Source organism: Pelagibacterium sp. H642, assembly GCF_031202855.1.
In the GTDB taxonomy this organism is placed as follows: Bacteria; Pseudomonadota; Alphaproteobacteria; order Rhizobiales; family Devosiaceae; genus Pelagibacterium.
In genome coordinates this window covers 1,954,734-1,967,846 of record NZ_CP101829.1, presented here as the reverse complement: position 1 = coordinate 1,967,846, position 13,113 = coordinate 1,954,734, and the positions used below count along the sequence as shown (strand labels likewise).

The 13,113-nt window shown below is 61.1% G+C and carries 11 protein-coding genes; 4 read left to right on the top strand and 7 right to left on the bottom strand.

Annotation, left to right across the window (positions count from 1 at the left end):
* The first annotated feature begins 21 nt into the window (after positions 1-21).
* Positions 22-1,467, top strand: coding sequence for an EAL domain-containing protein (locus NO934_RS09650; protein ID WP_309159748.1), 1,446 nt, complete (start codon positions 22-24; stop codon positions 1,465-1,467).
* 56 nt (positions 1,468-1,523) lie between these two features.
* On the opposite strand, the gene NO934_RS09645 is transcribed toward NO934_RS09650, so the two are convergent.
* The 4 genes from NO934_RS09645 to NO934_RS09630 form a co-directional block, all read right to left on the bottom strand.
* The gene (locus NO934_RS09645; RefSeq protein ID WP_309159747.1) at positions 1,524-2,660 is read right to left on the bottom strand and encodes an NAD-dependent epimerase/dehydratase family protein; all 1,137 of its coding nucleotides are present in this window, start codon (positions 2,658-2,660) and stop codon (positions 1,524-1,526) included.
* The gene (locus NO934_RS09640) at positions 2,653-4,164 is read right to left on the bottom strand and encodes a glycosyltransferase family 2 protein (RefSeq protein ID WP_309159746.1); all 1,512 of its coding nucleotides are present in this window, start codon (positions 4,162-4,164) and stop codon (positions 2,653-2,655) included. The genes NO934_RS09645 and NO934_RS09640 overlap by 8 nt, the downstream gene beginning before the upstream one ends.
* Before the next feature lie 90 nt (positions 4,165-4,254).
* Complete coding sequence (locus NO934_RS09635) at positions 4,255-5,304, bottom strand: SDR family oxidoreductase (RefSeq protein WP_309159745.1); 1,050 nt, start codon at positions 5,302-5,304, stop codon at positions 4,255-4,257.
* Between the two features lie 11 nt (positions 5,305-5,315).
* Positions 5,316-5,915, bottom strand: a complete 600-nt coding sequence (locus NO934_RS09630; RefSeq protein ID WP_309159744.1) for a carbohydrate-binding domain-containing protein — start codon at positions 5,913-5,915, stop codon at positions 5,316-5,318.
* 176 nt (positions 5,916-6,091) lie between these two features.
* Between NO934_RS09630 and NO934_RS09625 the strand changes: the two genes are divergently transcribed.
* The gene (locus tag NO934_RS09625) at positions 6,092-7,264 is read left to right on the top strand and encodes an endo-1,4-beta-xylanase (RefSeq protein ID WP_309159743.1); all 1,173 of its coding nucleotides are present in this window, start codon (positions 6,092-6,094) and stop codon (positions 7,262-7,264) included.
* Here NO934_RS09625 and NO934_RS09620 read toward each other — a convergent pair.
* From NO934_RS09620 to NO934_RS09610, 3 genes are all read right to left on the bottom strand, one after another.
* Positions 7,254-7,997 carry a BTAD domain-containing putative transcriptional regulator gene (locus NO934_RS09620; protein WP_309159742.1) on the bottom strand — a complete coding sequence of 248 codons (744 nt, stop codon included), beginning with the start codon at positions 7,995-7,997 and terminating at the stop codon, positions 7,254-7,256. The genes NO934_RS09625 and NO934_RS09620 overlap by 11 nt on opposite strands.
* A 150-nt stretch (positions 7,998-8,147) precedes the next feature.
* Positions 8,148-8,636, bottom strand: a complete 489-nt coding sequence (locus NO934_RS09615) for a hypothetical protein (RefSeq protein ID WP_309159741.1) — start codon at positions 8,634-8,636, stop codon at positions 8,148-8,150.
* A gap of 12 nt (positions 8,637-8,648) precedes the next feature.
* A complete protein-coding gene (locus tag NO934_RS09610; protein ID WP_309159740.1) occupies positions 8,649-9,407 on the bottom strand; it encodes a response regulator transcription factor in 759 nt (252 codons plus the stop codon).
* A 636-nt stretch (positions 9,408-10,043) separates the two neighbouring features.
* Between NO934_RS09610 and NO934_RS09605 the strand changes: the two genes are divergently transcribed.
* Positions 10,044-11,078: a hypothetical protein gene (locus tag NO934_RS09605; protein ID WP_309159739.1), complete on the top strand. Its 1,035-nt coding sequence runs from the start codon at positions 10,044-10,046 to the stop codon at positions 11,076-11,078.
* 81 nt (positions 11,079-11,159) lie between these two features.
* Positions 11,160-13,106 carry a hypothetical protein gene (locus tag NO934_RS09600; RefSeq protein WP_309159738.1) on the top strand — a complete coding sequence of 649 codons (1,947 nt, stop codon included), beginning with the start codon at positions 11,160-11,162 and terminating at the stop codon, positions 13,104-13,106.
* The last annotated feature ends 7 nt before the right edge of the window (positions 13,107-13,113 follow it).

The window sequence follows — 13,113 nt, the reverse complement described above, 5'->3', positions numbered from 1 at the left end:
CGCGTCCCCTGGACGGTGGGCGTGGCTGTCGCTGTGGCGGCGATGGCTGGTGCTATGCTGGCCGGTCTGGGTCCGCTCGCCATTGCCGTCCTTGCCGTGGCCGGCGGACTGCTCGCGGCAATCGCCGTTGCGCGCCTCGGTGCAGCCCAGGGTGGCGCGCATGCCGAGAAGATCGACGACGAGCGGACGCCGGCTCCCCGGTTCCGCGAACTCTCCTCGTCCACGACTGATCTCGAACGTGCGCTCGACCGTGAGCTTGCCGTCGCGCCTGCTTCCGAGGTGTCGGTGCTTTCGATCGCCATCGATGGGCTCGGCGATATCGAACGCGACCTCGGCAGCCATGTGGTGCAAGCCGTCAGCACAGAAGTGGTGGCCCGCCTCAGAACCCTGATCAGAGCCGACGATCCCCTCTTTGTCGGCGATGGCGCAATCACCTTCGTGATGCGCAATCGGCCCGGCCATGCCGACGACGTGGCGGTTGCGCGGCGGCTGATCACGGCCTTTACCGCGCTGGTTCCCATCGCCGCCGAGCACGTCAAGATTTCGCTCAGCATCGGAATTGCAGTCCACCGTTCTGGAAGCGGGGATGCCGGCACGCTCCTGCGCCGCGCGGAGATCGCGCGCTACGAGGCCCAAAGGCTCGGCGGGGAGTGCCACGTCACCTATTCCGAGCAATTGGACGACCGGCTCGGCATCCGCGCCCGCCTCGCCATCGAGCTTGGCGGCGCCATTGCACAGGGCAACCAGCTCAGCCTTGTCTATCAGCCGATCTTTGGAAGCAATGGCACGGAAATCATAGGCGCCGAAGCCTTGCTGCGCTGGAACCATCCCGTTCACGGTCGGCTCGACACCCGCCTTTTGATCGAAGTGGCCGAAGCCGAGGATTTGATGCAAACCCTCGGCCAATGGATACTCGATGTGGTGATCACAAGGCTGAGCCAATCCAGTATCGGCTGGCTCTCGGTCAACATTTCGCGCCATCAGCTCCATGCCACCGGATTTGTCGACGATCTCAAGGCGCGGCTCGAACGCGCCGGCATATCGCCTCACCGGCTGCAATTCGAAATCTCGCGACAAGCCGTCGAGGATCCCGAGATCGCCGCCACGCTGTCCGCGCTCCGTGCCCTCGGCATCGAACTGACCTTCGACGCCGATTTCGAAACGCCCGAGCAAATCCTCGGCTTTGACTGGGCGGCCCTGGCCCAGTCTCCCCTCGATTGCATCAAGCTTCCCGCCCTTGCCATAGGCTCGGGGGAGGATCTGACCACCCAGGCCCGGCTATGGGGCGCGGCAAGCCAGGTGCGCACCATGGGACTGGTGCTGGCCGCCAAGAACGTCGAAACCTCGTTCCAGCATGACGTCTTTACCAAGTTCGGCACCGCGCGGTTTCAGGGGCACTATTACGCACCGCCCATGACCGCTCTCAGCATCGACACCCTGCTCGCCCCCTCGCAGATCGCCATCTGAAGCCAGGGCGTTTCCAGCAAAAGGGCTCGGTCGGGGATGGATACGGTTTTGCGGTTCTAGACCACCATCTTGCTCCGTTCGAGTTCGCCAAGGCTGCGTTCCGCCCCATCGGTAGGCACCGATTGCGCGGCGACCCAGCCCACCAGTTCCTCCATGCCGCCGTCGAAATCGCGCCGGGGACGAAAGCCAAAGGTTTTCGCGATCTTGCCGATATCGGCATAGCAATGCCGGACATCGCCGACCCGGTACTTGCCGAGGACATGGGGGGCGATGTTCTTGCGAAGGAGCCGCGCCAGCGTATGGGCGATGGTATTGACCGAAACGGCGGCCCCGCTCCCCACATTGAAGGCATCCCACACATCCGATTGCGAAGTCATCACGGTGGCGAACGCCTCGGCCACGTCCCTCACATGCACGAAATCGCGCATCTGCATGCCGTCTTCGAAAACCAGCGGCGCGCGGTCGTTGAGAAGGCGAGAGGCGAAAATCGCCGCGACACCCGTATAGGGATTGGACAGCGCCTGCCTGGGGCCATAGGCGTTGAACAGCCGCAGCGCGACCGTTGGGATGCCGATCGCGCGGCCCACCGAGAGGAACATCTCCTCATGGTCTCGCTTGTTGACGGCATAGATCGAAGCGGGCTGGAGCGGCTTTGTTTCCCGTGTCGCGATCGGGGTCAATGTTTCCCCGTTCTGCTGCACTTCCCATTCGCCGCGCTGCAGCCGCTCCAGCGGCCGCATTTCTGCGATCGCCGGTTTGCCGCCGCGCGTCAGATATTCTCCCTCGCCATAGATTGACATTGAGGACGCCACAGCCATCCGCTGGACGCCGTGCCCGCCCTTGGCCAGCACCTCCAGCACATTGGCGGCCGCCAGCGTGTTGTTGCGGGTATAGTCGACGATATTGGTCATGGACTGGCCCACCCCCACCGAGGCGGCCAGATGCACGAGATGGGTCACGCCGGTAAGCGCCGCCGCAAAGGCGCGCTGATCGAGCACATCGCCCTTGATGCGGCGCGCCTTGGGGTTGAGATAACGCGGCCAGCCCTCGCCGTCCTTTTCGATCTCGCCATGAACCTGAGGCAAAAGGCAGTCGAAGACCGTGACGGTAAATCCGCGTTCGATCATAACATCGGCAAGGTGCGAGCCGATGAACCCTGCCCCGCCGGTAATCAGCACATGTTGGTTACGCATTGGAATAGACCTTGGGTTGAAGCGATGGAGAGTGTTCTGCCCTTGGCAGCGCCGGAATGGCTTCAGGAACCGCAACGGGCTGGGAAACGCCGCGAGGGATAAGCACCGCGCGGATGAGGGAGTGATTGGCATCGGTCTTTTCGGTCCGCTCCCAGACCAGCCCCTGGTCGAGCAGGAACATGCGCAGTCCGATAAATAGCGGCACCAGCCAGACGAACCACCAGGCCAGAACGAAGAGCGGATTGACCCGAAAAAGATACAGCGCCCGCTCGCGCCGGCTCTTGAGCACGAGTTTCGACCGGACCCAGGTGCGGGCGTAAACTCCGCCCAGAAGCCCCAGAAACAGCACGCCATTGACAAGTCCGAGCAGCAGCATCCAGTGCGGCAGCGCCAGATGGCCGGAGAAATATTGCCACGTCACATAGACAGCCAGCGGCCAGCCCACCGAATTGAGCCATAGCGACAGGCAGGGCACGAAATTGAGCCGGGCCAGAAACCGCTGCCACGGGCTCATCCCCATCTCGACAAGCGGTTGCGCCAGGCTCTGGAAAAAGCCCGCGACCCAGCGCTTGCGCTGTGTGATCCCGTGGGCAAAAGTCGAAGGCACTTCTTCGATCAGCGGGTTCTCGATAACGCCAAGGCGCCTGCCATGGGCCCAGAACCGCATGCCCACTTCCGGATCCTCGATGGTGATCCAAGGATTGAACCCGCCCAGTTCGGTGAGGTCAGAGGCCTTGAAAAACAGCCCCTTGCCGAGCACCCAATAGGGGTGAGCGCCATTGGCCGACAGATGGGGATAGATATGCCCGTCCCAGGCCATATGGTCGAAGGCGTGCCAGCTTGCGGCAAGACTGGCGTTGAGATTGCCGGCGATATTTTGCGCCTGCAGCACGTCGTAGCGCCCGATCCCCGCCGCCGCAGCGCGGAAATGGTCAGCAGGCGGGCAGCTATCGGCGTCGATATAGTTGACGAGAAAATCGCCCAGATGATCGAGCCGCTTGGCCATCGTGTAGAAGGCATAGACGAGCTGGCGAGTTTTCTTGGGCGGCAGCGCGGTGGTTCTGGCCCGGGCGCCCCGATGCCACCAATAGGCGTGAGGTGACCTGTTCCAGCCGTCCCAGACAACCTGCCAACTCGGATGCGAGGTCGGAGGAACTTCGAGCAGTTCGAGAAACGGGAACTCCCCTTTGAGCTTTTTAAGGCTCGCGACGGTCACCAGATCGTCGGCATTGGGGATCGCCACCACCTTGAACCGGCTCTTGGGATAGTCGATGCGTTCGAGCGTCAGAAACGTCGTGCGCATCGTGGATTCGAGTTCGCGCAGGACCGGGTAGAACAGGACGATATAGGGAAGCTCCTGATCGGGCTTGCCATAGCCCTCACGCACATCGACGAAGTTTACCGGTCGCGTGAAAAGGTAGAGCATCACCAGCATCGAGCCGAAATAGGCGATCTGGACGCTCGCAAAGAACAGGGCGAAAAAATCGAATTCAAAACCGGTCATGAAATCCTCCCGTTAGGCGGCGACGGGGCAAAGCCTCGCCGCCCCGCCCAAGCGGGTCCGTGTTCTTACAAGCAGACGGAAAGCGTTCGATCAGGCGACCATCCCGGACCCGGCCGGTTGCGGCGCGCGGCGGTCGAGCGGGTCTAGGCGCTCGACCGTTTGGCGAAAGTAGTCGATGGTGTTTTCAAGTCCGATCAAAAGCTCGGTTTCCGGTTCCCAGCCCAGCATCCGCCCGGCCAACGAAATGTCGGGGCGCCGCCGGCATGGATCGTCGACCGGCCGAACACGGTAGACCACCTGGCTTTCCGATCCGGTCAGCGCCAGCACCACGCGCGCCAGATGAGCGACGGTGATTTCGGCCGGATTGCCCAGATTGACCGGGCCGGTGAAGCTTTCGGGGGTCTCCATCATGGAGAGAAACCCGGCGATCAGATCGTCCACATAGCAGAACGACCGCGTCTGGTCTCCGCGCCCATATATGGTGATCGGTTCTCCCTTGATCGCCTGCACGATGAAGTTCGACACCACCCTTCCGTCATCGGCACGCATGCGCGGCCCGTAGGTGTTGAAGATGCGCACGATCTTGACCGGCACCCCGTGGGCGCGGCCATAATCTATGCATAGAGTCTCGGCGAAGCGCTTGCCCTCGTCATAGCAGGCGCGCGGGCCGACCATGTTGACGTTCCCGAAATAGCTTTCGGGCTGCGGATGGATATCGGGGTCGCCGTAAACTTCCGATGTCGAGGCCAAAAACAGCTTCGCGCCGTCCTTGCGGGCCCGCTCGAGCAGGTTCATCGTGCCCCAGGCGCAAGTCATCGCCGTCTTGAGCGGATCGGCCTGGTAATGTGGCGGCGAGGCCGGGCAGGCCAGGTTGTAGATCTCGTCGAACTCCGGCAAACCGGCCGGCAGCGGATCGACCACATCATGCTCGACGATCTCGAAATGGGCCGACCGGGTGAGCTCGATCACATTGCTGGCCCGGCCGGTATAGAAATTGTCCAGGCACACCACGCGGTAGCCGCGGTCGAGCAGGGCTTCGCACAGATGCGACCCCAGAAAGCCCGCGCCGCCCGCCACCAATACGCTGGGTCTCCCCCTGTTTCGCCTGGTCAATGTCGCTTTGCCGATGTGCTTATGCATAATGAGCCCCCCTATCGCAGCGCTTGCGCGAGTTCGTTGACGACATGTTCGGGCAGTACAGCCAGGCCCGCTTGCGCGGCCCCGGCCGCCGGTTGGCTCGGCCAGCCCTCGAGAGGCGGCGCGGCGACCACCGCGTGGCCCTGTTCGTAGACCGGCAACAACCCGGCCTGGAACGCGACGTCGACGTTCTGCCCATGCGCGATGACGGTCAGCTCGCCGCCGGTCCGCATAGCTCCATTGACCGCGACCGATCGGATGAACAGGTTACGGTCGTGCCCATGCCCCTCATCGACATACCGGTCATTGGTGAGCGAGATCGAGATGTCGGCGAACGGATCGAAGCGGTTCTCGGGGATGGTGAATTCGAAATTTTCAAGGTAGCCGAGCGGCTCGGCGCTCAGATACAGTCGTCCCTCGGTCTTGGTATCGAGCGGGCGGGCCAGCCTGCCGCTGGCGATCACGATGCCGCCCATGCGCACTTCGAAAACCGGCGCCCCATCGAAGGCTTCGCCGGCGAGCGAGATGGCAAGGGTACTGTTTTCCGCCTTGGCGGCTGCGGCCGCGCCAAGCGCGACGATCAGCGCTGTGGAAAATATCGCCAGTTTGTTCATTTCCAGTCTCCTCGACGTCGGCTCCTGGAGGATGCCATGTGTGAAGTTGCTGGAAATGTTGGCGAATTCGCCGTCTAAGACACAATCGTCAATCGGAGCTAACCCCATTGATCTAATTGTCAGGCCATATGGCCTCTGACACCGTCGCGCTCGCATGAATCTTGGTGATTTGAATTATGCGACACCGCCACTTTCGCTATAGCCGGCGCCGCTTCCTGTCTTCGGCGGCTGCGGTTGCGGTACTGCCGGCGTTTTTCGTTTCCGGCTGCGGCATGGCCGACCAGGCACATCAATCCGGGCAAACCGGCACGAATGCGCTTGCGTTCCAGGAGCCATCGGCTTCGACCCCGCTCAGCGTCGAAGCGGCACGGGGTCGATTGCGGTTCGGAACTGCGGTGCATGACAACGTCATCCGTCCCGGCTCCCAAAGCCGCTCGATCATCGCCGCGCAATGCTCCTCGGTGACCCCCGAATGGTCGCTCAAGTGGAATTCGCTGGCTCCCCGGCCCCATACCTACAACTTTGCCGGCGCCGATGCGTGCTCGAGCTTTGCCGCATCCCAAGGTCTCGCCATGCGCGGACACACCCTGCTCTGGCATCTGGGCACCCCCGCCTGGGCCGAAAGGCTGATCGCCGACACAAGGGAATGGGGGCATGTCGATAACCACATCGCGCGCGTGGTCTCCCGATACCGCTCGCGCGTCCGCGAATGGGACGTGGTCAACGAGCCGATCTCAGGCCGGGGCGACGGCGATCTCAGGGCCAATCAGTTCCTTGCCGCCTTCGGCCCGGACTACCTCGATTGGGCCTTTCATTCGGCCGCCCGATACGCGGACGGGGCCGATCTGTTCCTCAACGAATATGGGCTCGAATACGCCAACCCCGAGGATTCGCACAAGCGCCTCGCCCTGCTGCGGGTGGTCGAAGGCCTGCGCAATCGCGGCGCCCCGATCACCGGGGTCGGGCTGCAGGCCCATCTCGACCTGCGCAAGGGCAATATCTACCAGAACGGGGTCTACGGCCTGGTGCGCGACCTCACGGATATGGGCCTCAAGGTCGCGGTCACCGAGCTCGACGTGCGCGAGAGCAATACCCGCATGTCGCTCAATCGGCGCGACTCTCTGGTTGCCGACACCGTGCACCGCTATCTTGAAACCGTGCTGCAATTTCCGTCGGTGGAGTCGGTTTCCACCTGGGGGTTGAGCGACGCCCATTCCTGGCTGCTCTACCATGATGGCGGCCACCCCGATAATCGCGGCCTGCCCTATGATCGGCAGTGGCGTCCCAAACCCATGCGCGCAACGATCGCTTCGCTTTTAGGCCACCGGCCCGACATCGTCAGCCCGTAAGCGCGCTCACCAGATTGGCATAGAGCTTGCGGGTTTCCGACGAGATCGACACTCCAAGCTCGCGCTTCATCTCGGCCTCGCACTTTTGGTAGATCTGTTCCAAACGGGCCAGATTGTTGTGGTCGGCGGCATCGAGCATCAGCAACCGATACGCCTCTTCATTGCACGGATCGACAGTGAGGATCTTCTGGGCCAGCGCGAGCTGCCCGCTTCTGTTGCTGGGGGAGGTTCCGTTGCGCGTCAGCTCCTCGGCCAGCCGATCGATATGCCGGCTGCGCAACATGGCGCGCTGTTCGGCCAGCCAGTCCTCGAAGTCCGGGCCGGTGTTCTTGAGGTCCGCGAGCAGCTCCCCAGGATATTCTCCCATGGGGTTCCCGCTCGAAAGGGTACGCAAATAGTCCCGCAGGTCCCAGGAAACATTGGCGGTTTTGTTGAGATAGACGGTATTGAAATTGGATTGGATGAGGGAAAAGCCAAGGCCGGCCTGCAACTCGCGGATCCGCGCGATCGACCGGCGAAGATTGGCCGCGGCGCGCTCGGCATCTCCATCCTCGGACCACAGGATCGAACGCAAGCGCTGGCGCGAAACCGATTCCTGGCGACCAGACAAAAGCAGGAAGGCAGCGATCTTGTAGAATGATGAAGGAACGCCCGAGATAAGCTGCCCATCGACAAGGATGGCACATGTTCCCAGCATCCCTATGCGGATGCTTTTGTTCTTGACGACAGGCATGTGTTGGTTATCCCCAAACCGATGCAATAATAGCAGAAAAACTGATTGTTTCTATACAGAAATGATCATTAAAAGAGTTGCCACTCAAGGAAGACAGAATTTTTCTGCCGCGCGCCTTGAGCTCTGCAATACTTTAAACAACAGGTTTGGTCAGGCGGCAGCGGTGTTGCGCGTCTGGAGAAAAACATGGATCAGCCGATTGGTGACGACCAGCTTTTCGATTGCTTCCGATAACTTCTGGAATTCCTGGCCATCGATCGGCTCGGCTTTTCCGTAACGAACGCTCGATCCGAAATCGGCAATCCGCAGCAATTCGGTCCTGTCGATGTCCCCGCTCTCGTTGAACGAGAAGATTGAGTGGCTGTATTTGTTGCGCAGCTTGGAGATGGCTTTCATGGCCGCCGCCATGGCGAGGATCTCGTCGCGGTCCGCCGGGTTGACCCCACCCAGCTTGGCCAGCCTTTCGATCAGGTCGAGCCGCGCGCGCGTCGTATTGAGGGTGAGGTAGGTGACGATCGCCACTTCCTTTTCGACGCGCATCAGATAGGCCATCACGTCGATCAGCAGGCTTTCGGTGTTGCTCCAGGTGTAGGTCAGCTTGCCGATCAGGAGCAAAAGCGCTTGCGTCTGACCTCCCATAGCGACCTCCGCCTATCGGCCGGTGACGGCAAGGTTGGGCGACCCCGTCCGATAGGGCAGACCATGGAAGGCCGCGGCCGCCTGGGTGCGATTGGTCACGTTGAGCTTGCTCATCAGATTGTGCACATGCACCTTCACCGTGTGTTCGGAAAGGCTCATGCGATCCGCGATCAGCTTGTTCTGCAGCCCTTGGGCGACCAGGGAAAGAATCTGCCGCTCGCGCGCCGTCAGTTCCGCGAGCTGGTTGACGTTGACCTCCTCGACCGAGGGGACGGGCGGCTTTGCCGCGGCAACCCGCCCGAGCGGCAGGCTCGCCTGCGTCCCGTGCCCCTGAGGCCGAGGAAAGAACTGCCCCCCGCTCAGCAGCAGCGAGATCGCCGCCATCAGCACTTGCAGCCGCAGATTGAGCGGCAGGCACCCCTGCAGTTGCGGTGCATCGCCATAGGCGCCGAGATTTTGTCCGTCCTCGGGCTTTTCAACCAGTACGGCAACCGCCGCGTCGGGCAGAATCCGGTGCAAATAGGTAAGGTCGCGCCAGCTTTCGGCGCAATCGCGTTCGTAGATGAGCACCAGATCGGCAGGCGCTTCCCTGCCTTCGATCTCAGCCATGTCTTCGACGATATCCACCTGAGCGTTGGCCAGATGATTGTCGATCAGCCGGCCGAGGCTCTCAAAAAGCGCGTTCCGCTGGGCGATGATGATAATGCGCCAGCTCACCGCTCCCACCGATGTCTCCACCCGCCTCTCATAGGAGGCTTCCAGACGTTGCATCTCTTCTTCCCCCACACCAAATTAACCTGTGTAAATCTCTTTTGACCACCTGGTCGAAAGTTAAGAATGTGTTACCAGCCAAGGCGTGACTCGACCGTGACTCTGTTCGTTTTCGGCCGCGCGGGTACATAAGTATCTATTCTTAAAAACCTTTTCGGATGGCCTTACTGTCGGGAGCGGCAAATTAACGCGTCGGCGAAGTGGCCTTCAAATTTAAAGATGGCCATTTTCACGAATGCGTGAACAAGATTTTGCCGCGCCGGCGCCATTTTCTCGCTCCTTGGATTTAGCGTAGCCGCCCAAAAGGGCCCGTCTTCTAGGCCCTTTGATCGCGACGCCCATAACAATTTATGAGAGGGCTGCCCGAGATCACGGATCCGGAGCGCTCGCCCCATCCCAATTGCCTAGGTCTCTAATCCGTTTAGGTAGCCGCATCTAAGTCAGGCCGCGCTCTGCCTGCGCCTTGGTTTTAGCTCCAATTGTCGTCTTATCTGTACGCGGTTCCGTGGGCATCCTCGCCGTGTTCGCCGCTCTCGCAATGGCAGTGGCAACGCCAACCGCGACCTACGGGACTTAACCTCGTAAGAAATGTCAGAGGTTCTCCCGCCGGCGCATAACCAACTGAGGAGAACACCGATGCCTTACGGCGCTGACGAAAACAACGGCATCCAGGATGCCTCCAACTCGGGCACCATGCTCGAAGGCAGCGAATTCAACCAGACCGGCAATTTCGGCAACGACCAATCCGCCGACGGCTCTGACAATTCGTTCAACCTCGATAAGTCCGTCGATGTCGATGCTTCGGCTGACGGTTCGGACAACTCCAAGAACTGGTCGAACCAACAGTCCTTCGCCCTCGACAAGTCGATCGATGCCACCTTCGAAGACAACGACGACAATTCGGACACCAACTCCCACAACTACAGCAATGATGAATCGACCGACGTCGATGTCGCCGTCGAGGATGCATTCAACGACAAGTCCACTACAACCCAAACCCAAGACAACGATACCGACGTCGATGTCGCGGTGGAGGATGCGTTCAATAACAAGTCAACCAATGACTCGAACAACGACAATTCGGATAGGTCTGACCACAACTCCCACAACGACAACTCCGAGTCTATCGATGTCAGCCTTCAGGATGCCCTGAACGACAAGTCGATCGACGACTCGTACAACTCGGTCAGCAACGAAACCACGACCGATGTGGACGTAGCCATCACCGACGCCTTCAAGTCGCACAGCGAAAGCTACAGCGACGCTTTCAACGACTCGAGCGAGAGCTTCGGTGAGATCTCGGTCAACTTCGAGAACGTCTTTAACGGCGCTTTCGGTGCGGGTGCTGGTGACGGCTTTGCGGTCAACCAGGTCGCCGATATTGTCGACAATGACGCTCTGCAGGATGTGACGCAGAACAATGGCGGCAATTTCAACATGCAGGCCGGGGGCAATGGCGCGAACCAGTGGGATGCGGTGATCGATCCGTTCTCCGGTGGCGCCGACGGCGACGGGACCACGGTTGCCGATGCCGGCATCCAGCTCCAGGGCACCGCGTTCAACCTCGACATCGTTCTCGGTTCCAACCTGCAGCAGAACGCCGTCGATATCTCGATCGTTGGCGGTTCGACCGACAACGACACGATCACGACCAGCGGCGACAGCTTCTGATCGCGACAACATTCCGGCCCCGCGCAGACCGCTGCGCGGGGTCACCGGCGTTGATGCGGCCGAAACGGGGAGGGAGCGACGGTGTTTTCCAATGGCGACTACCTGACCGAAACCATCGCCCACTTCATTGGCCATTTCGATATGGCCGTTGAAGCGGCCCGCCTGCGCCAGGCCTACGACCCCTTCAAGGCGCCTTCGAACGAAGGCGATCCTGCTCCTGCCCCCGCGGCTGCCGCGCTTCCCTTCACGCCTCCCGAGCTGATCTTCGGCTATGATCCCAGCGTGGGCTGGCGCGCGCCCTCCGATGAGGGGATGATGTCGGCCGCAAAGCCCTTCTTTCGCTTCGAGCCTCCCACTCTGGAGTTCACGCCCGACACACTGGGCACGGCGCAATCCCATACGACCCTCGGGTTCTCGGGCGCCAGCGATATAGGTCCGCTGCTCGGCCCCCCGCCGCCCTCGATGATCGCCGTCGTCCAACAGCACCAGTTTCTCTTCGACAACGATGTCATCGTGATCGGTACCCCCGATTTTGACATCCCCGCGCCGGCCGACACCGCATCCGAGCTGGCCGTGCTCAAGGCCCAGGCTGCCCAAGCCGGCGGTCCGCTCGCCAACAATCCCATCGGCTTTTCCGAAGCGGCGGTCGCCCCTTGGGTCCAAGCAACGCTCGATACGATCGCCACGGTCGAAAACCCCACGGCGGCCGGAGAAAACCTCTCGGGCGTCTGGGTCGATGGCCAGGTGTACGAGGAGGCGCCGGACCTCGACGATCACCTTCCGGCTACCTGGAAAGACCAGGAAGAGCCCGAACCCTCGTCAGTGCCGATCCAGATCGATGCGTCCGAAACGCCAACCACCATGGAAGCCGACGCCGGCCACAACCTCGCGATCAACCAGGCCACCATCGTCAATGCCGGCCTCACCGGCACCGTGATCGCCGTTTCGGGCAATTCCTACGAACTGGACGTCATCGTCCAGACCAATGTGCTCGCCGACGTCGACGCCATTGCCGCCGATTTCCCCCTCGCTGCCGCCAACGATCTGGCCAATGTCACCACCAACATCGCCACCTTCGTCACCGAAACCCGCGACGCCGGTGGGGAGAAGGCTGAGCTCAACCCCGATCTCGTCCCGCTCAATTGGCAGGTGAGCGTAGTCGAAGGTGACATGATCTTTTTCGAATGGATCCAGCAATACACCCTGCAATCGGACAATGATTGCCTAGTGATGACCGCGACCGGCACCACCACCACGGTGAGCACCGGCGCCAATGCAAGCTTTAACGGCGTTTCGCTGTCCGATCTGGGCGCGATGTACGATCTGATCCTGATCGGCGGCAATCTCTACGACGTCAACTACATCACCCAGACCAACATCCTCTACGACAACGACACGATTTCGAGCCACGGAGCGACCGGGGGCAACACCGGCTCGGTGGCCACGGGCGGCAACCTGCTCTGGAACCAGGCCTCGATCCACAATGTAGGACCGGCAAACTGGACCCAGGGCCTTCCCGATCATTACCTCACCGCCTTCGAGGGTTTCGGGAACGGGGACTATTCGATGCCCGCCGGATTTGCCCATGACGGGATGTATGCGGGCGATCAGATGCTCAACGTCCTCTACATCTCGGGCAACATCTACGACGTCAACTACGTCAGCCAGACCAACATCTTGACTGACGGCGACCAGGTGATCCTCTACACGGATCAAGCCGGCAAGACAGGCGATTGGCAGATCACCACGGGCGGTAATGTGCTGGTCAACGCCGCCGGCATCGTTGACAGCGATTCCAATGGCTCGACCTGCTATGTCGGCGGGGAATCCTATTCGGAAGCAATGCTGATCCAGTCCGGCATCGTCGATGGCCAGCCGCTGGCACCCTCCTCCCCCGACACGCTCGCCAACGAAGTCATCGCCTTTCTCGATGAAGACGAGGGAGCGGACGATGCTCTCGACTCCCAGCCCATCGGCAATGTTTCGCCCGGCCCGACTTACGACGTCATGGACCACGTTCTCGCCTGAGTACCTG

What these genes read in the sequence shown, in the direction of transcription:
- NO934_RS09625 (WP_309159743.1), top strand. Translation starts at nt 6,092, where the DNA reads ATGCGACACCGCCACTTTCGCTATAGCCGGCGCCGCTTCCTGTCTTCG.
- NO934_RS09640 (WP_309159746.1), bottom strand. Translation starts at nt 4,164, where the DNA reads ATGACCGGTTTTGAATTCGATTTTTTCGCCCTGTTCTTTGCGAGCGTC.
- NO934_RS09630 (WP_309159744.1), bottom strand. Translation starts at nt 5,915, where the DNA reads ATGAACAAACTGGCGATATTTTCCACAGCGCTGATCGTCGCGCTTGGC.
- NO934_RS09605 (WP_309159739.1), top strand. Translation starts at nt 10,044, where the DNA reads ATGCCTTACGGCGCTGACGAAAACAACGGCATCCAGGATGCCTCCAAC.
- NO934_RS09645 (WP_309159747.1), bottom strand. Translation starts at nt 2,660, where the DNA reads ATGCGTAACCAACATGTGCTGATTACCGGCGGGGCAGGGTTCATCGGC.
- NO934_RS09635 (WP_309159745.1), bottom strand. Translation starts at nt 5,304, where the DNA reads ATGCATAAGCACATCGGCAAAGCGACATTGACCAGGCGAAACAGGGGG.
- NO934_RS09620 (WP_309159742.1), bottom strand. Translation starts at nt 7,997, where the DNA reads ATGCCTGTCGTCAAGAACAAAAGCATCCGCATAGGGATGCTGGGAACA.
- NO934_RS09610 (WP_309159740.1), bottom strand. Translation starts at nt 9,407, where the DNA reads ATGCAACGTCTGGAAGCCTCCTATGAGAGGCGGGTGGAGACATCGGTG.
- NO934_RS09615 (WP_309159741.1), bottom strand. Translation starts at nt 8,636, where the DNA reads ATGGGAGGTCAGACGCAAGCGCTTTTGCTCCTGATCGGCAAGCTGACC.